Annotated in this window: 21 protein-coding genes; 5 read left to right on the plus strand and 16 right to left on the minus strand. The window is 67.0% G+C overall.

The annotated features are described in order from the left end of the window. The first annotated feature begins 89 nt into the window (after window positions 1-89). Window positions 90-713 (plus strand): class I SAM-dependent methyltransferase, encoded by a 624-nt coding sequence (locus GNZ21_RS07450; RefSeq protein ID WP_188503543.1) that lies wholly within the window; start codon window positions 90-92, stop codon window positions 711-713. Beyond that, window positions 710-2,425 (plus strand): folylpolyglutamate synthase/dihydrofolate synthase family protein, encoded by a 1,716-nt coding sequence (locus GNZ21_RS07455; protein WP_157322893.1) that lies wholly within the window; start codon window positions 710-712, stop codon window positions 2,423-2,425. The genes GNZ21_RS07450 and GNZ21_RS07455 overlap by 4 nt, the downstream gene beginning before the upstream one ends. A 60-nt stretch (window positions 2,426-2,485) precedes the next feature. Here GNZ21_RS07455 and GNZ21_RS07460 read toward each other — a convergent pair whose 3' ends face one another. From GNZ21_RS07460 to dapA, 14 genes are all read right to left on the minus strand, one after another. Next, the gene (locus tag GNZ21_RS07460; RefSeq protein WP_157322895.1) at window positions 2,486-3,139 is read right to left on the minus strand and encodes a hypothetical protein; all 654 of its coding nucleotides are present in this window, start codon (window positions 3,137-3,139) and stop codon (window positions 2,486-2,488) included. A 7-nt stretch (window positions 3,140-3,146) separates the two neighbouring features. After that, on the minus strand, window positions 3,147-4,058 hold the full coding sequence (gene dapF / locus GNZ21_RS07465; protein ID WP_157322897.1) for a diaminopimelate epimerase: 912 nt from the start codon (window positions 4,056-4,058) through the stop codon (window positions 3,147-3,149). Between the two features lie 8 nt (window positions 4,059-4,066). Continuing rightward, window positions 4,067-5,011: a tRNA (adenosine(37)-N6)-dimethylallyltransferase MiaA gene (miaA, locus tag GNZ21_RS07470; protein WP_229659427.1), complete on the minus strand. Its 945-nt coding sequence runs from the start codon at window positions 5,009-5,011 to the stop codon at window positions 4,067-4,069. A 1-nt stretch (window position 5,012) separates the two neighbouring features. After that, window positions 5,013-6,530 carry a tRNA (N6-isopentenyl adenosine(37)-C2)-methylthiotransferase MiaB gene (miaB, locus tag GNZ21_RS07475; RefSeq protein ID WP_157322901.1) on the minus strand — a complete coding sequence of 506 codons (1,518 nt, stop codon included), beginning with the start codon at window positions 6,528-6,530 and terminating at the stop codon, window positions 5,013-5,015. A gap of 37 nt (window positions 6,531-6,567) precedes the next feature. After that, window positions 6,568-7,263: a regulatory protein RecX gene (locus tag GNZ21_RS07480; RefSeq protein ID WP_157322904.1), complete on the minus strand. Its 696-nt coding sequence runs from the start codon at window positions 7,261-7,263 to the stop codon at window positions 6,568-6,570. Beyond that, the gene (recA, locus tag GNZ21_RS07485) at window positions 7,263-8,294 is read right to left on the minus strand and encodes a recombinase RecA (RefSeq protein WP_157322906.1); all 1,032 of its coding nucleotides are present in this window, start codon (window positions 8,292-8,294) and stop codon (window positions 7,263-7,265) included. The genes GNZ21_RS07480 and recA overlap by 1 nt, the downstream gene beginning before the upstream one ends. Before the next feature lie 226 nt (window positions 8,295-8,520). Further along, window positions 8,521-8,739 carry a DUF3046 domain-containing protein gene (locus GNZ21_RS07490; RefSeq protein ID WP_157323000.1) on the minus strand — a complete coding sequence of 73 codons (219 nt, stop codon included), beginning with the start codon at window positions 8,737-8,739 and terminating at the stop codon, window positions 8,521-8,523. A gap of 9 nt (window positions 8,740-8,748) precedes the next feature. Then, window positions 8,749-9,285 (minus strand): MarR family winged helix-turn-helix transcriptional regulator, encoded by a 537-nt coding sequence (locus GNZ21_RS07495; protein WP_157322908.1) that lies wholly within the window; start codon window positions 9,283-9,285, stop codon window positions 8,749-8,751. Window positions 9,286-9,344: 59 nt separating this feature from the next. After that, on the minus strand, window positions 9,345-9,785 hold the full coding sequence (locus tag GNZ21_RS07500; protein WP_157322911.1) for a helix-turn-helix domain-containing protein: 441 nt from the start codon (window positions 9,783-9,785) through the stop codon (window positions 9,345-9,347). 78 nt (window positions 9,786-9,863) lie between these two features. Continuing rightward, window positions 9,864-10,433, minus strand: coding sequence for a CinA family protein (locus GNZ21_RS07505; RefSeq protein ID WP_157322913.1), 570 nt, complete (start codon window positions 10,431-10,433; stop codon window positions 9,864-9,866). Then, complete coding sequence (gene pgsA, locus GNZ21_RS07510) at window positions 10,430-11,047, minus strand: CDP-diacylglycerol--glycerol-3-phosphate 3-phosphatidyltransferase (RefSeq protein WP_157322915.1); 618 nt, start codon at window positions 11,045-11,047, stop codon at window positions 10,430-10,432. Before pgsA ends, GNZ21_RS07505 begins: the two co-directional genes overlap by 4 nt. A 65-nt stretch (window positions 11,048-11,112) precedes the next feature. Next, window positions 11,113-14,163: a DNA translocase FtsK gene (locus GNZ21_RS07515; RefSeq protein WP_157322917.1), complete on the minus strand. Its 3,051-nt coding sequence runs from the start codon at window positions 14,161-14,163 to the stop codon at window positions 11,113-11,115. 70 nt (window positions 14,164-14,233) lie between these two features. Then, window positions 14,234-15,916 carry a ribonuclease J gene (locus GNZ21_RS07520; protein ID WP_188503544.1) on the minus strand — a complete coding sequence of 561 codons (1,683 nt, stop codon included), beginning with the start codon at window positions 15,914-15,916 and terminating at the stop codon, window positions 14,234-14,236. Between the two features lie 18 nt (window positions 15,917-15,934). Then, the gene (gene dapA / locus GNZ21_RS07525) at window positions 15,935-16,789 is read right to left on the minus strand and encodes a 4-hydroxy-tetrahydrodipicolinate synthase (RefSeq protein WP_229659434.1); all 855 of its coding nucleotides are present in this window, start codon (window positions 16,787-16,789) and stop codon (window positions 15,935-15,937) included. Window positions 16,790-16,950: 161 nt separating this feature from the next. Here dapA and GNZ21_RS07530 point away from each other — a divergent pair, with 161 nt between their 5' ends. Genes GNZ21_RS07530 through GNZ21_RS07540 form a run of 3 tightly spaced genes read left to right on the plus strand, consistent with a single transcriptional unit; the run spans window position 16,951 to window position 19,398 of the window. Then, the gene (locus GNZ21_RS07530; protein WP_157322921.1) at window positions 16,951-18,102 is read left to right on the plus strand and encodes a heparan-alpha-glucosaminide N-acetyltransferase domain-containing protein; all 1,152 of its coding nucleotides are present in this window, start codon (window positions 16,951-16,953) and stop codon (window positions 18,100-18,102) included. A gap of 10 nt (window positions 18,103-18,112) precedes the next feature. After that, window positions 18,113-18,955 carry a 4-hydroxy-tetrahydrodipicolinate reductase gene (gene dapB / locus GNZ21_RS07535; protein WP_157322923.1) on the plus strand — a complete coding sequence of 281 codons (843 nt, stop codon included), beginning with the start codon at window positions 18,113-18,115 and terminating at the stop codon, window positions 18,953-18,955. Then, entirely contained in the window at window positions 18,952-19,398 is a 447-nt protein-coding gene (locus GNZ21_RS07540) for a hypothetical protein (RefSeq protein ID WP_157322925.1), read from the plus strand. The genes dapB and GNZ21_RS07540 overlap by 4 nt, the downstream gene beginning before the upstream one ends. 60 nt (window positions 19,399-19,458) lie before the next feature. On the opposite strand, the gene GNZ21_RS07545 is transcribed toward GNZ21_RS07540, so the two are convergent. Both GNZ21_RS07545 and GNZ21_RS07550 read right to left on the minus strand, forming a co-directional pair. Further along, window positions 19,459-19,965, minus strand: coding sequence for a MogA/MoaB family molybdenum cofactor biosynthesis protein (locus GNZ21_RS07545; RefSeq protein WP_157322927.1), 507 nt, complete (start codon window positions 19,963-19,965; stop codon window positions 19,459-19,461). A gap of 37 nt (window positions 19,966-20,002) precedes the next feature. Continuing rightward, window positions 20,003-21,559 carry a variant leucine-rich repeat-containing protein gene (locus tag GNZ21_RS07550; RefSeq protein ID WP_157322929.1) on the minus strand — a complete coding sequence of 519 codons (1,557 nt, stop codon included), beginning with the start codon at window positions 21,557-21,559 and terminating at the stop codon, window positions 20,003-20,005. Window positions 21,560-21,632: the final 73 nt, after the last annotated feature.

Here is a 21,632-nt window from a genome sequence, read left to right on the forward strand (position 1 = left end):
GCCGGGAGCTGGTCTGTACGCTTCAGGCCGCGTGACGGGGCCGTGCGTACTGCAATGGGCGAATCCACATGGGTACTAGTCTAACAAGGGTGAACAGTTCGCACTATTTCAGCGCGCCGGAGGGGCCGTTCTCACGGCGCCGGATCAATGTGGAGCTCGCCAGCCGGCAGGTGGAGGTCAGCACGTCCGCGGGGATCTTCTCCCCCGAAGCGGTGGACAAAGGCACCCAGGTGCTGCTGCGTGAGGTCCCCGCACCGGCGGCCTCCGGACAGCTGCTGGACATCGGCTGTGGGTGGGGGCCGCTGGCCCTGACCATGGCGATGCTCTCCCCAGATGCCACAGTGTGGGCAGTGGACATCAACGAGCGGGCGCGCGTCTTGTGCGCGGAGAACGCTGCCGCCCTGGGGCTGGAGAATGTGCGGGTCTGCGCTCCGGAGGAGGTCCCCGCCGGGCAGCGGTTCGCCACCATCTGGTCCAATCCGCCGATCCGGATCGGCAAACCGGCCCTGCATGAGCTGCTGGAACTGTGGCTGCCGCGGCTGGACGAGGGCGGTGAGGCGTGGTTGGTGGTGCAGAAGAATCTGGGTGCGGATTCGCTGCTGACGTGGATGACCTCGATGCTGGCAGTGGTCGGTGAGGATTTTTCTGCCGAGCGCACCGCCAGTTCCAAGGGGTTCCGGATTCTGCGGGTGGCGCGCGGGCGGATCGGATGACGCTGTTCGGTCCGGTGAACCAGCCCGGTCGGGTGGACCAGCACGACGCCGCCCCGCTGGCGGCACTGCCCACAGACCAGTTGGAAGAGCAGGTGGTCTTCGGCGAGTGGCGGGCCCTGCGCGGGGTCTCCGCCAGGTCATTGGAGCGGACCCGGGCGCTGATGCAGGCCCTGGAGTATGACCCAGAAACCGCTGCGCACCGAACCATCGGAGTGGTCGGCTCCAAGGGCAAGGGCACCGCCAGCGCCTACGCCTCCGCCGCCTTAGCGGGGTTGGGCCACCGGGTGGGCACAGTGATGAGCCCCGGGGTGCTCTCTAATGCGGACCGGATACGGATCAACGGTGTGGTGCTCCCGGAGCAGGAACGGCGCCGCCTTCTGTTGAGGATTGCCCAGGCTCAGGCACAGCTGCCGCCGGCCACAGCTGAGAGCGGCTATCTGGCTCCCACAGGAGTGTTCCTGCTGATGGGGTTTCTGGCTGCGGCGCAGCAGGACTGTGAGGTGCTGGTGGCTGAGGCGGGGATCGGCGGGGCCTCGGACGATCTGAGCCACTGGCCATTGGATGCGGTGGTGGTGACCAGTATCTTCGCCGAGCATCTGGACCTGTTGGGCCCCACTGTGGCAGATGTGGCCCGGGATAAGTCCGAGGTGATCACCGGGAGCACGCAGCTGGTGGTCAGTTGCCCGCAGTCTGCTGAGGTGGCGGAGATCCTGGCCCAGCGCTGCGCCGAGACCGGTGCGCAGCTGGTTGGGGCGGAGGACGACGCCGCGGGACTGGTTGCCCATCTGCCGGCGGGGTTCCAGCGGGCTAACGCGGCGGCCGGTGTTGCCGCAGGGGTTGCTGTGGCGGACGGTTTAGTGGCGGACGGTTCAGTGACGGGCGGTTCAAGGAATATGCGCAGTTCCGCACGACACGCCGGCCCTAAACCCGTTTCATCGTCACCTACTGCCCATTTTCTGCCCGCCGAGCACCCGTTATGCGCCATATGTGACGACACCGACCCCGCGGGAACGAATCGTCGTACGCTGATGCCCACTCTGGCGGAAGTGGTGCGCTCGGTGCGGTACCCGGGGCGGCTCTCGGTCCATGCGGTGCCCGGTGGCGGCGTCGTGCCCGAAGGCGGGGCTGCCGATGGGGCGGTGATACCCCGTGGCGAGGTGGCCGGCGGTGTGATGCCCGGTGGCGGCGTCGTGCTTGGAGGTAAGACCCCCGGCGGGGCGGTGCCCGGTGTGCGGTGCGTGGTGGACTCAGCTGTCTCCGGTGCGGGGCTGCGGGCGGCCTTGGAGTTCGCCTCGCAGGTGATGCCTCAGGAAGCCCGGAACCCCAGCGCGGGCGCAGGGGAAGCTGACACCGAGGCGGCGGAGCTCCGGCAGGTGCTGGTCTGCCTGCCCCCCGGCAAGGATCTGGCCGGGTTCATCGCGGAGCTGCAGCCCTTTCCGGGGCGCAAGGTGTTTGTGGAGCTGCCGGGAGCCTATACCGGCACTCCGGAGCGCTCCGAGTGGCCCCAGGCTCCGGGATGGGACTGGCTGCGACTGGATGATCTGGGCACCGCCGGGGTGCATGAGGCAGCGGGTTCGCCCCAGCTGTTGGAGCAGCTGCAGCAGGGGGACTCGCTGGCAGTGGGCACCGTGCTGTTCAGTTCCCTGGTGCTGCGCACCCTGGGCGCCGAGGCCGAGCGGCTGTTTGATCCGCCGGCCTGGTCTCCGGGCTGAAACGGGTTTAGCCTCCGGGGGCTCGTCTCCCGGACTAGTCTCCAGGGTTAGTCACCGGGATTAGTCACCGGGGCGCAGCTGCACCACTTCGAGAGGCTCTGTCATGGTGTCGAGCTGCTCATGGTCCAGCTGAACGGTCAGCGGCAGCTCCTGTGCCTCCTCGGGCAGCTCGAGCACATGGGTGGTGGCGGCCATATCTGCTGTGCATGGGGTGTCTTCATAGGGGAAATCCAGGGTGACGCGCAGCTCCGCGGGGCCCTGGTGCTCAAGACCGGTGACCCGGGAGGGGCAGCTGGAGCTCCCCCAAGTGGTCAGATGCAGATGGCCGTCCTGGCTCAGGGCCGCTATCGGCTGATCAGGCAGCTCCTCCAGAATGGGCTCCTGCGGCTGGGCGGGCTCCAGAGTTGCAGCGTCCTCGATGAGATGGCTCTCCGGATCGAACTCAAAGTCCCCACCGGGCAGTTCCGCCGGCTCTGCGGCGAGATCTGGATCAAGCTGGTCCGCCTCGCTGGAGCTCAGCGGCTCGGGATGAGGGTTGGCCGGCTCAAGGTCCTCGAGCTGGGGGAATGCGCCTTCCGGGGCGCCGGCGTACTGCTCCAGTGCTATGCCGAGCCGGTCATCCGCCGTGGGGGGCTCCTCAGTGGGCTCCGGGCTGCTGCCGCAGGAGACGAGCAGGGCAGCCGTTGCCGGGGCGGTGAAGAAGGCGCGATTCATGCGATTACTATGCCGTGAGCTCTCCGGAGTAGACGAGTACGGCCGGACCGGCCAGAGTCACGTCCTCGGCGCCGTCGGAGCGGGAGGCAAAGGTGACTGTGACCTCTCCACCGGGGACTGCGACCTGCCAGGTGTTCACGGCATCCGCGCCGACCCAGACCCGCACTGCCGCTGCTGCGGCACAGGTACCGGTGCCGCAGGAGAGGGTCTCGCCCACACCGCGTTCGTGCACCCGCATCTGGATACGGCCGACGCCGCCTTCCACCAGTGGGTCTGCCGGGACCACGAACTCCACATTGGTCCCCTGCGGCGGAACCGGCTCAACGGTGGGGGCGGCGTGCAGGTCCAGCTGCTGCAGGGTCTGCGCATCGGGCAGGGCCACCACAGTGTGCGGGTTGCCCATTGAGATGCTCAGCGCCGGCCGGGGGTCGGTGAGTCCCCGTGCCTGGACCAGGGAGTCGGAGGCTGATTCTGAGGCCATCTGCGGGTCGATGAAGGACCAGATGCCCATCCCGACCGCATAGCCTTCCGGGACCCGCTGTACGGTGCGCAGTCCGGCCCTGGTCAGTACGGGCAGGGAATCGCCCTCGGTGAGCTCCGCTAGCCGCTCGGCCACCAGGAAATGCGCGAAGGCCCGCACGCCGTTGCCGCACATCTCAGCAGCGGTCCCGTCTGCGTTGCGGTAGTCCATGAACCAGACCGGCGCTTCATCGGTACTGGTCAGCTCCGCCCGGGTCAGGGCGGTGCGGCCGTCCTCGGTCCGGTGGGCCGGCACGGCCCGGATCAGCCCGTCGGCGCCGATGCCCAGGTGCCGGTCACAGAGCTGGGCTGCCTGCTGGGCGGGCAGATGGAGCTGACCGGCGGCGTCGTTGATCATCACGAAGTCATTGCCGGTGGCGTGGGCTTTGGTGAAGCGCATAGTCCTATTCAACCAGTGAGTCCTGCAATTGCTTCCATGGCCTGCTCGGCGAGGTTCTCGCCCAGAGCGTCCAGCCAGATGATGCGGTGGTCGGCGCGGAACCAAGTCTCCTGACGGCGGGCGAATTTTCGGGTTGCCACGATGGTCTCCTCCACCGCTTGGTCCTCGGAGAGGGCACCGTCGAGCACCCGCAGGAACTGCTGGTAGCCGATGGCCGCCGGTGCGGTTCGCCCCCGGCGCAGCCCGGCTTCCTCCAACCGGCGCACCTCCTCCAGCAGGCCTTTCTGGCGCATCTGCTGGACCCGCTGCTCGATCCGGCGGTGCAGCAGACTGCGCTGGACTCTCAGACCGATCTGGATGACTGGCTCCACAGTGGGCTCATAACTGCGCTGCGGCATATACGAGGTGAAGCTGCGCCCGGTGAGCCGGATGACCTCCAGGGCCCGGATCAGTCTGCGCTCGTCCTTGATCACGGAGGCGGATTCCGGGTCGGCCCGGCGCAGCTCCTCGCGCAGGGCTGCAGCACCCTCTGCGGCGAGTTCGGATTCGAGCTGGCGCCGCAGCTGCGGATCTGTGGGCGGAAACTCAATGATGTCTGTGACGGCCCGCAGGTAGAGTCCCGAACCGCCAACCAGGATCGGGGTGTTCCCGCGGGCGCGGACAGCCGCCACGGTCTCCCGGGCCTGCTGCTGATAGGCGGCCACTGAGGCTTCCTGGGTGACCTCCAGGATGTCGAAGAGGTGGTGCGGGTGTCCCTGCCGCTCCGCGGCATCTGCTTTGGCGGTGCCGATGTCCATTCCCCGGTAGAGCTGCATGGAGTCGGCGTTGATGATCTCCCCAGGGGCACCTTCAGCTGCGAGTCGGTGGGCCAGCTCGATGCTGAGCCCGGTCTTCCCGGAGGCGGTGGGGCCCAGCAGAACGACCAGCGGGATCTGCTCCGGCGGTGTTACCACCTCAGGTGCCTGGGCGCAGGGTGGGTAGCCCCAGCGAGACGGTGCTGGGCTTGTTTCCGCCGACCTGGGTGATGCCGACCCCGCAGGAGTCTGCTTGCCAACGGTCCCACGCATCCCCGGCCCTGGAGCGGCGCAGGCTGAACTGCTCAACCGATGGGTCGGAGAGCAGGTGGAAGCTGCCGGCCTCAGTGATCGGCACGGTGACGAAGTCCCCCGGGCGCGGGGTCTCGGCCCCGGCGGGGACGCTGAAGTGCACCAGCCGGTTATCCGGTGCCCGCCCGGAGAGCCGGCCGGTCTTAGCTCCCTTGGAGCCGGAGTCAGCGGTGACCAGAAGTTCCTGGAAGGTGCCGACCTGCGCGGCGTTCTCCTCTGCGGTGATCCGGTCCTGCAGAGCGGTCAGCCTCTCGAAGCGGGCCTGGACCACCTCTTTGGGGATCTGCTCGGCCATCTCGGCAGCGGGGGTTCCCGGGCGTTTGGAGTACTGGAATGTGAAGGCTGAGGCGAACCGGGAGGCCTCCACCACGCGCATGGTGTCTTCAAAGTCCTCCTCGGTCTCCCCGGGGAAGCCGACGATGATATCGGTGGTCACCGCGGCATGGGGCATCCGTTCCCGGACCTTGTCCAGGATGCCGAGGAACTTCTTACCCCGGTAGGAGCGGCGCATGGCTTTAAGGATCCGGTCGGAGCCGGACTGCAGCGGCATATGCAGCTGCGGCATCACATTGGGGGTCTCGGCCATGGCCTCGATGACGTCATCGGTGAAGCTGGCCGGATGGGGGGAGGTGAACCGAACCCGCTCCAAGCCCTGGATCTCACCACAAGCGCGCAACAGTTTGGCGAAGGCGGTGCGGTCGCCGAACTCCACACCGTAGGTGTTGACGTTCTGCCCCAACAGGGTCACCTCGACGGCGCCGTCGTCCACCAGGGCCTGGACCTCGGCGAGGATCTCCCCGGGGCGGCGGTCCTTCTCCTTACCGCGGAGGCTGGGCACGATGCAGAAGGTGCAGGTGTTGTTGCAGCCCACTGAGATGGACACCCATCCGGAGTGCACCGATTCGCGCTTAGTGGGCAGAGTGGAGGGGAAGGTCTCAAGCGCTTCGAGAATCTCGATGCTGGCCTCTCGGTTGTGCCGTGAGCGTTCCAGCAGGGTGGGCAGCGAGCCGATGTTGTGGGTGCCGAAGACCACATCTACCCAGGGCGCTTTCTCCAGGACGGCGTTCTGGTCCTTCTGGGCCAGGCAGCCACCCACTGCGATCTGCATACCGCTGGCCTCTTTGACCGGTTTCAGCTGGCCAAGGTTGCCGTAGAGCCGGTTGTCGGCGTTCTCACGGACCGCGCAGGTGTTGAAGACCACCAGATCCGGGGTGGCTCCCTGCTTCGCTTTGGCGTAGCCGGCCGCTTCGAGCAGCCCGGAGATCCGCTCGGAGTCGTGCACGTTCATCTGGCAGCCGAAGGTGCGCACCTCATAGGTGCGTTCAGCGGCCGGGGTGTCGGTGCGTTCCAGGAGTGCTTCAGTCATTGGGGTGATTCTACCGAGCCGTGCTGGGAGCCGGTGTTCAGGCTGCTCTTCGGTCGAGTTCCTCACGGACCAGCTGGAAGGCTGCGGCGGGGGTGTGCCCCCGGCGGCCCAGCATGCTCACCAGCCGGCGGGTGATCTTCTCGCGTTCCTTGCGGTCCTGAACCCCGTTGCCGATGGGTATCACCACCCCGCGCAGCTTGGCCTCAATCAGCTCACGCGCCGCGGCATCTTCATCCTCGGCGGTGAGCTGTTCCAGGGCGGCTTCGATATGCTCCGCGGAGACGCCCTTGTCCTGCAACTCTCGGCGCAGCGCCGCAGTGCCGAGGCCTTTGAGCTCGTGGCGGGTGCGGACCCAGGTGCGGGCGAAGGCGGCATCGTCGATGAGCTGGACCTCTTCCATCCGGTCCAGCACGCGGGTGATGACCTCTTCGCTGTACTCCTTCTCGCGCAGCGCCTCGGCAAGCTGATGCCGGGACTTGGCCGAGCCGGTGAGCTTGCGCAGCACCACGGCCCGGGCTTTGCCGTACTGCTCCTCCGCTGCCGGTGCCCGCTCAGCCGGTGCCTGCGCTGCCTGATCAGCCGGCGTCTCCGCTTGCCGCTGCCCCGCCTGCTGTCTGGACCGGGGCGCAGCCGAGCTCAGCTCGGCGTCGCCAGCAAAGAGATCGGAGCTCAGCTCCCCGGACTCGTACCGGGCCAGGGTGTCCTTCAGCGCCTCGATCTTTGAATCGCTCATCAGACGGCCTGGAGTTCGGGACCTTCATCCTCGGTCTTGATGATGCCGAGCTTCTGCTTGATGCGCAGCTCGATCTCATCGGCGAGATCAGGGTTGTCCTTGAGGAACTGGCGGGCCTTCTCCTTGCCCTGGCCCAGCTGGTCTCCGTCATAGGTGAACCAGGCTCCGGACTTCTTGACCAGCCCGTTCTCCACGCCGACGTCAATGAGCCCGCCCTCACGGGAGATGCCCTCGCCGTAGAGGATGTCGAACTCAGCCTGCTTGAAGGGCGGGGCCATCTTGTTCTTCACGATCTTGGCCCGGGTCCGGTTGCCCACCGCGTTGACGCCTTCCTTCAGCGTCTCGATCCGGCGCACGTCAACGCGCACGGAGGCGTAGAACTTCAGTGCCTTACCGCCGGAGGTGGTCTCCGGAGAGCCGAAGAACACGCCGACCTTCTCACGCAGCTGGTTGATGAACACAGCGGTGGTGTTGGTCTGGGCCAGCCGGCCGGTGATCTTACGCAGCGCCTGGGACATCAGCCGGGCCTGCAGGCCCACATGGCTGTCGCCCATCTCGCCCTCGATCTCAGCGCGGGGCACCAGGGCGGCCACTGAGTCGATGACCACGATGTCCAGCGAGCCGGAGGAGACCAGCATGTCCATAATCTCCAGGGCCTGCTCCCCGGTGTCCGGCTGGGAGACCAACAGCTCGTCAGTGTTGACCCCGAGCTTCTCGGCGTAGCTGGGGTCCAGGGCGTGCTCGGCGTCGATGAACGCGGCGATCCCGCCGTTCTTCTGCGCGTTGGCCACTGCATGCAGGGCCACCGTGGTCTTACCGGAGGACTCCGGACCGTAGATCTCCACCACACGGCCGCGCGGGAACCCACCGATGCCCAGGGCCGCGTCCATCGCGATGGAGGAGGTGGGGATGGCCTCAATCGGGGCGCGGGTCTCATCGCCCAGGCGCATCACCGAGCCCTTGCCATACTGCTTGTCGATCTGGGCCAGTGCGGCCTCGAGGGCCTTCTGTCGGTCTGGGCTGGTCGCCATGTTTCACCTCTCGATAAGTTGTTCTTCTGCTGACATGATCGAGACTACGGGCAGCCCCCGACATGCCGATTGTCGGATCATGGATCTGTGGAGCATCCGGTGGGCCGGCAGCCCCAGATCTCTGCTGGGGAAAACTCTACGCCTAATCGAACAGGTATTCGAGCAACACGCCGGGTGCCCGCTGAACCTCTGCCCTTGGGCCCGCCGGCTGCCCGGTGAACCTGCCCTACCGTTTAGGCGGGTTGTCCTTGCCCAGCCGGCGCTCCTGGGGCACATCCTGCTGTTCGCAGAGCTCCTCCCAGACCTGGCGAGCCGGTACCCCGGCGGCCAGCGCCTGCTTGGCGGTGAGCTGCAGAGAGGTGATGACCAGCTGGTCGGCCAGCACATGGGCATAGCGTCCACCGAACTCGCCCTCCATCAGCGCCCAGAACCGGGATTCGCGCATCGAGGCCAATCAGGCAGCCTTCGAATCTGCTGCCCCGGGATCAGCAGCGGCCTGCGGGGCATCTTCACCCGGGCTGGCAGCGACTGCGGGGGCGTCGTCGTACTCTGCGTAGGTCTGATTCAGCTTGGCCACCAGTGCGGAGAGTGACATGATCTCCTCCTCACTCCAGACTTCCAGCATGTGCAGATAGCGCTCCGAGCGCTGCTTCTGGGCGGCCTCCAGCCGGGATTTGCCCTGTTCGGTCAGCGAGATGACCAGTGCCCGGCCGTCGGCGGGGTCTGCTTTCTTGGTGATGAATCCACGTTCGGCCAGAGTGGTCAGCTGGCGGGAGAGGGTCGGTTTGCCGATGCCGAGGTGCTTGGAGATATCGGTCATCCGCTGGGCGCCTTCGCGCTGCAGGGTGAAGAGGATGGAGTAGGCGGCCGGTTCGATCTCCGGGTCGATGGTGCGGGCCAGCTGGATCGCATTATGCCGCCGGCGCAGGAAGAGTCGGTGCAGCTCCTGCTGGAGCTCCTTGACGTGGGCGCGGCGATCCTCAGAAACCATGCTGGCCAGTTTAGCGGGTGCTCGGCTGCAGTCCGTCTGCGGCCGAGTAAGGTGCCAGATTACCTGGCTGCCGTGACCAGCACGGAGTCGAACGGGGTGGTCTCCCCGCCGACGGGAGAAGCACTGTGGAACTCCCGCTGCATCTCGGTGGGCACTGTGTCTGGCACCTGCAGGCCCTCAGCTGCGGCGATGCGCTCGGCCACCTGGAAGAGCATCACGGCCAGCGGCACGTTCAGTGCGGTGCAGATGCTGGCCAGCAGCTCGGAGGAGGCCTCCTTCTGCCCGCGTTCCACCTCGGAGAGGTAGCCCAGGGAGACCCGGGCGTCATGGGAGACATCGCGCAGGGTACGGCCCTCGGACTGCCGGATGCTGCGCAGCACATCGCCGATCTCCTGGCGGAGCACCACACCTTTGGCCTCGCGAGCCTCGGTGGGCAGGCCTTCGGTCTCGGTGTCCTTCCACCGGGTGACGCCATTGACTGTGACTGGCTGACGGACCATGAGATTCTCCCTCGCGTGTACGACTTTCGACTAGCCCAACCTGCTGTACCGCTATTTTGTTCCCCACTGTAGCCGAACTCAGGGAGCTTCCGGCAGGCCTGCAGGCTCTGTATGTAGAAGATCGCGCACCAGCTTCAGTGCAGCCTCCACGCTGGCTTGACGGATGCTGGCCCGGTCACCGTCCAACTCCAGCAGCCGGTATCCGGCCAGGCCCTCCTCGGCGGGACATTCTGCGCAGTCCTCGGGGAGGCTGAGCCGATAACGGCCGACGACGCGGGCATCGGCTGAGATGCCCACATACACAGTCCCCACCGGCTTGCCTTGGTGGGGCTCCGGACCGGCCACACCGGTGGTGGAGACCCCGATCCCGGCGTGACAGGCCGCTGCGGCGCCGGCGGCCATCTGGGCGGCGACCTCCCCATCCACCGCTCCCTTCTCCTCCAACAGGCCGGAGTCCACGCCGAGGGTCTCCTGCTTGACCTCGTTGCAGTAGGCGATGACTCCGCCCAGCAGAGCCACCGAGGCTCCGGGGACCTCAGCGATCCGCGCAGCCAGAGCTCCGGCGGTCAGTGATTCGGCAGTGGCCAGGCTGATTCCCCGGTGCCCCATCCGTTGGATGAGCTCGATATCGTCGCGGTTCGGGCTCATATGTTCCCCCTGGCGACTCGGCGGATGTGCACGGCCTGGATGATGTAGTCGATGCCGGTGACCACGGTGATCACCATCGCGGCGAGCATCACCCACAGCGCCGCGGTGGCCAGCCAGCTGGCGAAGGCCGCCAGCGGCAGCAGCATCAGGAACAGGCCGGCGGCCTGCAGGGCAGTCTTCCATTTGCCGCCGCGGGAGGCGGGCATCACCTGGGTGCGGATCATCCACATCCGCAGCGCAGTGATGCCGAGCTCACGGACCAGGATCACGATGGTCACCCACCACCAGAGCTCGCCCAGCAGGGAGAGCATGATCAGTGCGGCACCTACCAGCAGCTTATCGGCGATCGGATCAGCGATCTTGCCGAAATCTGTGACCAGGTTCCGGGCGCGGGCCAGATCGCCGTCAATCTTGTCGGTGATCATCGCGGCGGTGAACACCGCGGCCGCGGCCCAGCGCCAGCCACCATTCTGGGCCTCCCAGGGGGCCAGGCCGGAGCCGGTGGCCTCGGCGTCCATGAGCAGGAACACCACCATGATCGGCACCAGGGCAATGCGCAGCATCGTGAGCACATTCGCGATGTTGAGCAGCGGTGCCTGCGGGTTCACATTCATCAGGGTCTGACTCTACCTAATTCCGGTTATCAGGGGGTTATCCCGCAGGAGTAGGTCAGGGCAGCTCAGCGCCGGCCGGTCAGGGCCCAGGCGTCCTCCGAGTCGGTGGGGTTCTCCGCGCCGTCGTTGTAGTCCATGACCTCGGTGAGGTCGCGGGTGCGTTCGGCCATATCCCGGGCGATGAGGTCCGCGGCCCAGTCGTTCTCCGCAGCATCAGATGACGGCGGCTCCTGCTCGCCGGCTGCAGCAGCCGGTACCGCCTCAGTCTGCTCCGTCACGGGCACGGACTCCGCCGTCTCCACCTCAGCCGCTGCGTCGAAGGGCTGTGGGGCGTCGTCGTCGTCTCCCTCTCCCTTGATCGCTGCCAGGACTTCGCCCAGCTCCTCGGGGGCAACCAGCACATCGCGGGCCTTGGAGCCCTCGGAGGGTCCCACCACCCCGCGGGACTCCATGAGGTCCATGATCCGCCCGGCCTTGGCGAAGCCCATCTTCAGTTTGCGCTGCAGCATGGAGGTGGAACCGAACTGGGTGGTGACCACCAGTTCGGTGGCCGCCAGCAGCAGGTCCAGGTCCTCGCCGATGTCCTCGTCGATCTCACGCTTCTTGGGCTCCATGGCCTTGACCGCATCCTCGCGGTACTGGGCCTTCAGCTGTGACTTCACATGGGCCACCACGGCCTCGACCTCGGACTCGTTGACCCAGGCGCCCTGCACGCGCATCGGCTTGGACTGGCCCATCGGCAGGAACAGGGCATCGCCCTGGCCCAGCAGCTTCTCCGCGCCCACCGAGTCCAGCACCACGCGCGAATCGGTGGCGGAGCTGGTGGCAAAAGCCATCCGGGAGGGCACATTGGCCTTGATCAGCCCGGTGACCACGTTGACCGAGGGCCGCTGAGTGGCCAGCACCAGGTGGATGCCGGCGGCCCGGGCCAGCTGGGTGATCCGCACGATGGAATCCTCCACATCCCGGGGGGCCACCATCATCAGATCGGCCAGCTCGTCGACGATCACCAGCAGGTAGGGGTAGGGGCGCAGCACCCGCTTGGAGTCCGGGGGCAGGGTGATCTTCCCGGCCCGGACCGCGGCGTTGAACTCGTCGATCTTCTTGTACCCGAAGTGCGCGAGGTCGTCGTAGCGGTTGTCCATCTCCTTGCAGACCCACTCCAGGGCCTCTGCGGCCTTCTTGGGGTCGGTGATGATGGGGGTGACCAGGTGCGGGATACCCTCGAAGGCGGTCAGCTCCACCCGTTTGGGGTCCACCATGACCATCCGGACCTCGTCCGGGGTGGCGCGCATCAGCACCGAGGTGATCATCGAGTTGATGAACGCGGACTTACCGGCCCCGGTGGCACCGGCCACCAACAGGTGCGGCATCTTGGCGAGATTGGCCACCACGAACCCGCCCTCGACGTCCTTGCCCACGCCCATCACCATGGGGTGTTCGAGCCTGCGGGCGGCGTTGGAGCGCAGCACATCGCCCAGGGCCACGGCCTCCTTGTCCCGGTTGGGGATCTCGATGCCGATGGCGGATTTGCCCGGGATGGGGCTGAGGATGCGCACCTCATTGGAGGCCACCGCATAGGCGATGTTCTTCTCCAGAGTGGTGACCTTCTCCACCTTGGTGCCAGGGGCCAGCTCGATCTCGTAGCGGGTCACTGTGGGGCCGCGGCTGAAGCCGGTGACCTCGGCGTCCACCTTGAACTGCTGGAAGGTGGCGTCCAGGGCGGCCACGATCTCTGCATTGGCCTCCGTGTTGTGCTTGGGGGCCGGGCCGGCCGGCAGCAGGGACTGCTCGGGCAGGGTGTAGGTAACGTCCCCGGAGAGTTCCAGCTGCTCGCTGCGCACCGGCAGGTCAGTGGCCGGTGCCGGGGCCTCCGGCGTGGCCGTGGGCTTAGGGGAGGACTTTGCCGAGGCCGCTGTGGACCCGCCTTGGCTGCCGGAGTCGGTGATGCCTGCCGCGCGCTTGGCTGCGGCCACCTCCTGCTCGTGCTTGGTGGGCCGCTTCTGCCCGGGCTTGAGCTTGGGCGCCTCATCCGCGCTGGGCTCCACATGGACCGAGGAGTCGTAGGCACCCTCGGCGGCACCAAAGACCTCGGTGGGGGCGGTGGCCGCCGGATCCTGACTGTGGCGCCCCCCGGCGGCGTCGTCCTCTGCTGTCTGGTGCTCCGCGGAATCCTGCTCTGCAGCATCCTGCTCTGCGCTGTTCCCCGTCAGTTTGGCAAAGAAGCTGGGCCGCTCGGACTTGGCGGCGGACTTCTTGGCCCGGCCAGCTTTTCCAGTGCGTGGGCGCGGGGGCTTGTCCGCGGCGTCGTAGTACTCAGCATCGGCCTGCTGGGCGGCACCACCGGAGGGCACTGCGCCGTGGGCGGGGCGCTCACCGGGTTCGCCGATGATGTAGTTGCGCGCCACGGCCAGGCGGGCGGGGATGCGGCGGACCGGGGTGTCGGTGAGCACCAGCAGGCCCAGTGCCAGCACCATACAGAGCAGCACCCAGACCGGGTAGCTGGTGATCAGCGAGGCGATCGGAACCACCACCAGATAGCCCAGGATGCCCCCGGAGTCGATCATGTGGTGGAAGCCGCCGTCCTCGGTCTGGGCGAAGATCTCGTTGATGGTCGGGGCACCGGCCGAGAGGTGGGCCAGGCCGGCGGAGGCGGCGAGCACAATGGACAGCCCGATCGCCACCCGACCGTTGGCCTCATGCTGCTGAGGCGTGCGGAAATAGCGCATGGCGGTGATCAGCAGCGCCAGCGGCAGCAGCACGGAGGCCCAGCCGAAGGTACCGGCGGTGACCCGGTGCACCACATCGGAGACCCAGTGGTCCCAGTGGTGGGCACCCCACCAGTCGACCACTGCGGTCAGGGCCGCGAGCAGGAAGAACACCAGCCCGGCACCGTCGCGGCGGTCATCGGGGTGGATCTTCACCTGCCGGCCGATACTGCGCACCGCCCCACCCACCGGGGTGGCCAGGGCGAGCCAGATCCCGCGGGCAGCGGTGAAGGCCAGATTGCCACGCTCCTGCTGGGGAGGGTTCTTCTTCGACGTCGCTGCGCGGGGTTTGGCGGATGAACTCTTCTTCTGTCCGGCCGACCGCGAGGGGGAAGTACGTGTCGCCATACCCCCAACTTAGCCGGTGGGCCCGGCGTGTCGCCGCATATACGCGCCTGGGTCTCCTAGGCCGGGAGGATCAGGTCTCCACCACTACCGGCACGATCATCGGCTTGCGGCGCAGTTTGCGGCTGACCCAGGAGCCGATGGTGCGGCGCACGATCTGCTGAAGCTGGTGGGTGGTGTGTTCCTTATTGTCCTGGATGGCCTCGGTGAGCGCCTTGGCGATCTTGGGCTTGATGTTCTTGAACACCTCGTCCTCCTCAGCCACACCGCGGGCGTGGATATCTGGCCCAGAGATGATGGTGCCGGTCTGCCGGTTCACCACGGTGACCACCGAGATGAAGCCCTCCTCGCCCAGGGTGCGCCGGTCCTTCAGCTCGGAGTCGGTGATCTCACCCACAGAGGAGCCGTCCACATACACATAGCCGGCCTCCACCTGGCCCACCTTCCGGGCTTTGCCCTCGCGCAGATCCACCACGGAGCCGTCCTCGCAGAGCAGCACCTGCTCCGGATCCACCCCGGTGGCCTCGGCGAGCTTGCCGTTGGCGATCAGGTGCCGGTGCTCACCGTGGACCGGCATCGCGTTGCGCGGCTTGAGGATGTTGTAGGTGTACATCAGCTCCCCGGCGGAGGCGTGGCCGGAGACGTGGACCTTGGCGTTGTCCTTGTGCACCACATCGGCACCGAGCTTCATCAGCCCGTTGATCACCCGGTAGACCCCGGTCTCATTGCCGGGAATCAACGACGACGCCAGGATCACGGTATCGCCTTCGCCCACCTGGATCTGGTGGTCACCATTGGCCATCCGGGACAGTGCGGCCATCGGCTCGCCCTGGGAGCCGGTGGACATCAGCACCACCTTGTGATCGGGCAGCGAATCGACCTTCTTGAGGTCGATCAGAATGCCCTCGGGGATCTCCAGATAGCCCAGCTGCTTGGCGATGGACATATTGCGCACCATGGACCGGCCTACGAATGCCACTTTCCGCCCGTGCGCGGCGGCGGCGTGCAATACCTGCTGGACCCGGTGGATATGGCTGGCGAAGCTGGCCACGATCACCCGGCGCTGGGCCTTAGAGATCACCTGGTCGATAGTGGGACCGATCTCCTTCTCCGGGGTGGTGAACCCGGGAATATGGGCGTTGGTGGAGTCGGAGAGGTAGATGTCCACGCCCTCCTCGCCGAGCTTGGCGAAGTGGCGCAGATCGGTGATCCGCCCGTCCAGGGGCAGCTGGTCCATCTTGAAGTCCCCGGTGTGCAGGACGGTGCCGGCCTCAGTGCGGATGAATACGGCCAGCGCGTCCGGGATGGAATGGTTGACGGCCACGAACTCGCATTCGAACTGGCCCAGCTGTTCCACATCACCCTCGCGCACGGTGAGTGTATAGGCGTTGAGCCGGTGCTCGGCCAGCTTGGCCTCCACCAGGGCCAGGGTCAGCTTGGACCCGATGATCGGAATGTCCTCCTTCTGCCGCAGCAGATAGGGCACTGCGCCGATGTGGTCCTCATGGCCGTGGGTGAGCACTAGGCCCACCACGTCGTCGAGCCGGTCCTCGATGTAGCTGAAGTCCGGCAGGATCAGGTCCACCCCGGGCTGCTCCTCCTCGGGGAAGAGCACCCCGCAGTCCACAATGAGCAGCTTGCCGTTGAGCTCGAAGACGGTCATGTTCCGCCCGATCTCACCGAGCCCGCCCAGCGGCACGATTCGTAGGGTGCCGTTGGCGAGTTTGGGGGGTGTCTGCAGTTTTTCTGGTGTCACGCTGTGACGGGTTCCTTTCTAGAGCTTCCAGCCTGCTTCACGCAGGTCGGCGAGGACGAGCTCCTGCTCGGCCTCATTTGCCTGCACCAGTGGCAGGCGGACGTCTGTGTTGATGGGGAATCCCATCCAGTTCAGCACCAGCTTGGAGCTGACGGCACCCTGGACCCGGGTCATCAGGGCGCGGATCACCGGGCCCAGCTCGCCGTGGGCGATGCGGGCTTCGCGCAGATCGTAGTTGAGCACTGCATCGATCATGCGGCGGAAGGTGGGGGCTGCCACATGGGCGGTCACCGAGACCACGCCGGCCGCTCCCATGGCCATCCAGGCCAGCACGTTCTGGTCATCTCCGGAGTAGATCTCCAGATCGGTCTTGGTCAGCACCTCGGTGGTGGCGGTGATGTCGTTCTTAGCGTCCTTCAGGCTCATGATCCGGGGGTGCTCGGCCAGCCTGAGGATGGTCTCAGTGGCGATCGGGATGCCGGTGCGCCCGGGGATGTCGTAGATCATCAGCGGCAGGTCTGCGGCATCGGCCACGGCCCGGTAGTGGGCCAGCACGCCGTCCTGGGAGGGTTTGTTGTAGTAGGGGGTGACCACCAGCTGACCGTCGGCTCCGGCGCGCTCAGCCTTGGCGGCCATCTCCAGGTCATGGCTGGTGTGGTTGGTGGACGTGCCGGCGATGATCCGGGCCCTGTCCCCCACGGCGGATTTCGCCGCACGGACCAGATCCGCCTTCTCGTAGTCCTCCAGGGTGGAGGTCTCACCGGTGGTGCCGGAGACCACCAGGGCGTCATTGCCCTCGTCCACCAGCTTGGCGGCCAGCGCCTCGAAAGCCTTGAAATCTACCCGGTCATCCTTGGTGAAAGGCGTGACCATCGCGGTGATCAGGTGTCCGAAGTGGGGATCGGTCTGGTCGGGGTGCTTGACCTGCCCCTTGGCCAGGTAGGGGTCGAACTCGTGCCCGGTGGAGGTGACGTCTGCCGCGGCATGATGGGTGGCGGCATTCGGATCGGTGGTCATGGGAGTAGCCTACCTGTGTGAGCAGACTCTGGGGCGTTGATGCTGCGCGCGGGATCGCCCTGCTGGGCATGATGACCGTGCATGTGCTGCCCACCTCCGATCCGGCCACTGGCGAGGCCACCTGGGCGGGGATGCTCTTCGCCGGACGGTCCGCAGCCCTGTTCGCAGTCCTGGCCGGAGTGGGCCTGGCGCTGATGGTGGGCTCCGGTGGAAGAACTGGCTGGTATCGCAGGGTGATCTCGGTCCGGGCGGTGTTGATTATTCTGATCGGCTTGGGCTGCGCGATGCTGGGAGCCGGGGTGGCGATCATTCTGGTCCACTACGGGCTGATGTTCCTCCTTGCGCTGCCGTTCCTGCGCCTAGGTGCCCGGGCCCTGATGCTGGTGGCTGCAGGCTGGCTGGCGGCCGCCCCGCCGCTGTACTGGTGGTTGCAGAATCAGCTGCGGCCCTCCCCGGTGGAGCCGCCGGATCGGCTCTGGCACTCCCCCGGGTTCGCCGATCTGACCCAGCCCGGCCTGCTCGGGCTGGACCTGGTGGTGACCGGTTACTACCCGCTGCTGCTGTGGCCGGCCTATCTGTTCGTCGGGATGGCGGTGGGCCGGCTGGACCTGCGCAGCACCACCACCCAGCTGCTGCTGGTGCTCTTCGGCACAGCAGGTGCCGCAATCACCTATGCAGTGGGCTCGCTGGTGCAGGCGCACTCCGGGCTCACTGAGCGCCTCCTGCCCTACGCAGGCGACCCCACGGCCCTGGCAGGCTCATTGGAGACCGGGGACCATTTCCTGCCGCTGATCAGTGATCCGCTGTGGTTCCTGATCCCGATGCCGCACCAGGGCACCACAATGGACCTGCTGCACACCGCCAGCTGCGCAGTGGCGGTGCTGGGCCTCTGTCTGATCCTGAGCCGCTGGGCCGGCCTGGCCCTGGCACCGCTGGCCGGGGCCGGGGCCATGCCGCTGAGCCTCTATGTGGGCCATCTGCTGGTGCTGGGCCCGTTGTGGCGGATGCCGGGAGCGCCGTTCGCCCAGACCCAAGAACACACTATGATCCTGCTTTTGGTGGCAGGCGCCCTGGTGGCCGGGGCAGTGAAGATCAGGCTGCGGCGTCGTGGTCCTCTGGAGGCCTTCACGCACTTCTGCAGCACCAGCCTGGCCGGTGAACGTAGGTAGGCTTGGGAGCATGTCAGAACAGATCAGAGTAGCGGTGCTGGGCGCCGGCGGACGGATGGGCTCGGAGGCGGTCCGCGCGGTGCAGGCGGCACCGGATATGCAGCTGGTGGCGCAGCTGGGCCGCCATGATCCCCTGGAGCAGATCATCGAGGCCGGTGCCACCCACCTGGTAGACCTCACAGTGCCCGATGTCACCGAGGCCAATGTGCGCTTCGGCCTGGCGAACGGCATCCACGCAGTGGTGGGCACCTCGGGCTGGGATGAGCAGCGGCGCTCGCAGCTGGCCGCCCTGATCGAGCAGAGTTCACCCGGGGTGGTGATCGCGCCGAACTTCGCCCTGGGCTCAGTGCTGGCCTCGGCCTTCGCCGCCATCGCCGCCCCGTACTTTGAGTCTGCGGAGATCATTGAGCTGCACCATCCCACCAAAGTGGACGCCCCCTCCGGCACCGCAGTGCGCACTGCCGAGCTGGTGGGCCAGGCCCGGCGAGCAGCTGGGCTGGGCCCCTCCCCAGATGCCACGCAGTCCCAGCTTGAGGGGGCCCGCGGCGCCCAGGTGGCGGGAGTCAATGTGCACAGTGTGCGGCTGCGCGGGCTCACCGCCCACCAGGAGACGCTCTTCGGCAATCCCAGTGAGCAGCTGACCCTGCGCCATGACTCCTTCGACCGGGCCGGCTTCATGCCCGGGGTACTGCTGGCGCTGCGCGAGGTCGCCTCCCGGCCCGGCCAGCTGATCTACGGGCTGGACCGGCTGCTGCGCCTGGACCGGCTGCTGCAGGTGGCCACCCTGCTGCAGCGCTCCGAGCCGGCTGAGCTGACTGCCCTGGATGAGCTGCTGGGGCCGGCGGGGGCATGAAGGACAAGATATGGACCTGGGTGATGATCGCCCTAGTGGGGATCGTCATGGCCGGGGCGGTGTCCTCTGCGGTGCGGTTCCTCCGGGTCGACGACGCCGTGGCCCGGCTCCTGGGTGCCGGAACCCTGGTCCTAGTGGCGGTAGGAGTCTGGTTCCTGTGGCATGCGATCAGCTTCGGGCTGCGCACCGAGCGGCTAGGCCGGATCCTGGATGCCGAGGGCGGACTGCCGGAGGATACGGTGGAACGCTCACCGGCAGGCCGGCCGAACCGCGCCCAGGCCGATGAACAGTTTGCGCGGTTCAAGGCCGAGGCCGAGGCTGCCCCCGAGGACTGGCGGGTCTGGTACCGGCTGGCCTATGCCTACGATGTGGCCGGGGACCGGGCGCGGGCCCGGCGCACTATGAAGCGCGCCATCACCATGCACAGAAACGGTACAGAGTAACCCAGGCCGAAGTAACCCGGGCTGAGGTAACCCGGGGCCGGCTCAGTCAGCTCAGCCGGCTCAGCCCCAGTGGCCGTCGCGGATATCGGCCACCTGGTCGCAGAGGTGCGGCAGCAGCTCCACCAGGACCTCCATGCCCTCGCGTACTGCCTTGGGCGAGCCGGGCAGGTTGATGATCACGGTCCTGTCCTTGAACCCGGCCACCCCGCGGCTGAGTGCGGCCAGCGGATTCTTGGTGCGCCCATGGGCTCGGATGGCTTCCACCACCCCGGGGATCTCCTTGTCCAGCATGGGCTTGGTGAACTCGGGGGTGAGATCATCAGGGGTCAGGCCGGTACCGCCGGAGGTGATGATCACCGCTGGTTCGATCTGCACCAGCAGCTCGGAGAGGGCCGCCAGCACCCCTTCCCCGTCCGGGATGACCACCGGGGGCCGGGTCGCGAACCCGATGGTGGCGGCGAACTCGGCGATGATCGGCGCGGATTCGTCCTCACGCTCACCGGTGGCGGCACGGGTGGAAACGATCACCGGGGCGATGACGCGAGCCTCAGGGTCATAGTCAGCCATGGGCCTACTCTACGCCTGTACCCTCTCCGCGCCGGTGCTACCAGGTGTAGTGCCCGGTGTTGGACATCTCGAAGCCGAAGACCTCCACCGTGTTGAAACAGGTCAGCCGGTCGCTGAGTTCCTGGCAGACCAGGAACCCGTCGGTGGCGGCGTCGTTCTCTGAGAGGCTCTGTTCGCGTTCGCCGGGCTCCAGGTGGGCCCCGCAGTCGACCTCCACGCCCTCTACTGTCATCCGGTAGGTGGCTCCCTCATCACAGGGCTCAACAGTGGTGCTGTAGACGGTGCAGGTGACTCCATCAGAGAATTCGCACTCCACATTGCCGCCCTGGGCGGTGAAGGAGCTGACCTCCTCGGCTCCGCGCAGATCGTTGATGCCGCGGGTCACCCAGTCGGTGCCTACGGTGCTCAGCGCTTCACCCTGGCCCTCCTCGGGGGCCTGCGGCCCGCTGCGCGCGGACTCGAAGATGGCGGCGGCCGCTGTGGGTGAGCACTGCGACTGGATGGATTCGAAGGTGGACTCCAGCAGGGCGGCGTCGTCATCACCGGGGAAATCCTGCTCGGAGCCGGCGGCAGAGAGGAAAGCGGCGACCACGCCGGCATCCTCACCGGTTTCGCAGCTCGGGTTCTCACCAAGCTCCTCCACTGCGGTGCGGGCCTGGGCCAGGGCCTCCTCGTCGACGGCGGGGCTCTCCTGGTCCTCTCCGGGCTCCTCACCCTCTGCTGGGTCAGCCTCCTCCGGTTCCTCCTCCTCTGCCTCATCCTCGGCAGGAGCCTGGGTGGGCTGGGGTTCGGGGGTGTCATCCGCGGCGGGCTGCTCGTCATCGCCGCCCAGCAGCAGCACCAGCAGCCCGATCACGGCACCCACCCCGATCAAGCCCAGCAGCACAGCCGCGATCGGCAGCAGCGGCAGCTCCCGCTTGGGGCGGGCTTCCTGGTGGGCTCCCGGCGTTTCCCCGTAATATCCTTCCGGGACCTCCGCCGCGGCTTCCATCTGGGCAGGTGCTGGTTCCGGCTCAACAGCTGGTTCAACAACTGGCTCAACAGCGGCGAGCACCTCATGCGGCTCATAGGCGCCCTCCAGTGCGGCCAGCTCGGCCTCGGCATGATCCTGCTGTTCGCCCTCAGGAATCCCAGCCGATTCCGGATCAGCCGGTTCTCCCTCCGGCTCCGGATCATCCGGATCCACCGAGTGTTCCTCCCGGTGGTCCATCACCGGCTCAGGGGCACTGGGCTCTACAGTCTCAGGGGCGCTGGGCTCTGCAGTCTCCGGGGTCCCGGGGGTGGGGGCCTGCTCAGCTTCTGTGATCGCGTATGCGCCGGGGGCGGTATCCCACATACCGGCCATGGGGTGGGGATCCGGCGGGGGCTCTGCCACTCCCCCAGCCACTCCCCCAGCGGCCTCGCGCTGGGCGATGGCAGCATCGATCTCGGGATCCCCCAGGGATCCCAGGGCATCCACGAGCTCCTGGTAGGTGCCGGGGTTGGCCGCGACCACAGCACGCAGCTCAGGATGATTCTCGGCAATCCAATGCAGCACATCCCAGTCGGTGTGCGGGTTGGCAGCGAGAGCTTCGAGATCGTCAGAGTCGGTCATGGTCGTCCCAGCATAAGTTGAGCCCTGGTACAGCGCACAATCAGCTGCCAGCCCATGACGAGTCCCGCTCAGG

Origin of the sequence: Nesterenkonia alkaliphila, assembly GCF_009758175.1 — a bacterium.
Lineage (GTDB): Bacteria > Actinomycetota > Actinomycetes > Actinomycetales > Micrococcaceae > Nesterenkonia > Nesterenkonia alkaliphila.

Coding starts and splice junctions, on each gene's coding strand:
- dapB (WP_157322923.1), top strand. CDS start 18,113: ATGTCAGAACAGATCAGAGTAGCGGTGCTGGGCGCCGGCGGACGGATG.
- GNZ21_RS07480 (WP_157322904.1), bottom strand. CDS start 7,263: ATGAGCGATTCAAAGATCGAGGCGCTGAAGGACACCCTGGCCCGGTAC.
- dapA (WP_229659434.1), bottom strand. CDS start 16,789: ATGGTCACGCCTTTCACCAAGGATGACCGGGTAGATTTCAAGGCTTTC.
- GNZ21_RS07495 (WP_157322908.1), bottom strand. CDS start 9,285: ATGGTTTCTGAGGATCGCCGCGCCCACGTCAAGGAGCTCCAGCAGGAG.
- GNZ21_RS07540 (WP_157322925.1), top strand. CDS start 18,952: ATGAAGGACAAGATATGGACCTGGGTGATGATCGCCCTAGTGGGGATC.
- GNZ21_RS07550 (WP_157322929.1), bottom strand. CDS start 21,559: ATGACCGACTCTGACGATCTCGAAGCTCTCGCTGCCAACCCGCACACC.
- GNZ21_RS07460 (WP_157322895.1), bottom strand. CDS start 3,139: ATGAATCGCGCCTTCTTCACCGCCCCGGCAACGGCTGCCCTGCTCGTC.
- GNZ21_RS07490 (WP_157323000.1), bottom strand. CDS start 8,739: ATGCGCGAATCCCGGTTCTGGGCGCTGATGGAGGGCGAGTTCGGTGGA.
- GNZ21_RS07515 (WP_157322917.1), bottom strand. CDS start 14,163: ATGGCGACACGTACTTCCCCCTCGCGGTCGGCCGGACAGAAGAAGAGT.
- dapF (WP_157322897.1), bottom strand. CDS start 4,058: ATGCGCTTCACCAAAGCCCACGCCACCGGCAATGACTTCGTGATGATC.
- recA (WP_157322906.1), bottom strand. CDS start 8,294: ATGGCGACCAGCCCAGACCGACAGAAGGCCCTCGAGGCCGCACTGGCC.
- GNZ21_RS07500 (WP_157322911.1), bottom strand. CDS start 9,785: ATGGTCCGTCAGCCAGTCACAGTCAATGGCGTCACCCGGTGGAAGGAC.
- GNZ21_RS07455 (WP_157322893.1), top strand. CDS start 710: ATGACGCTGTTCGGTCCGGTGAACCAGCCCGGTCGGGTGGACCAGCAC.
- GNZ21_RS07545 (WP_157322927.1), bottom strand. CDS start 19,965: ATGGCTGACTATGACCCTGAGGCTCGCGTCATCGCCCCGGTGATCGTT.
- miaB (WP_157322901.1), bottom strand. CDS start 6,530: ATGACTGAAGCACTCCTGGAACGCACCGACACCCCGGCCGCTGAACGC.
- GNZ21_RS07505 (WP_157322913.1), bottom strand. CDS start 10,433: ATGAGCCCGAACCGCGACGATATCGAGCTCATCCAACGGATGGGGCAC.
- pgsA (WP_157322915.1), bottom strand. CDS start 11,047: ATGAATGTGAACCCGCAGGCACCGCTGCTCAACATCGCGAATGTGCTC.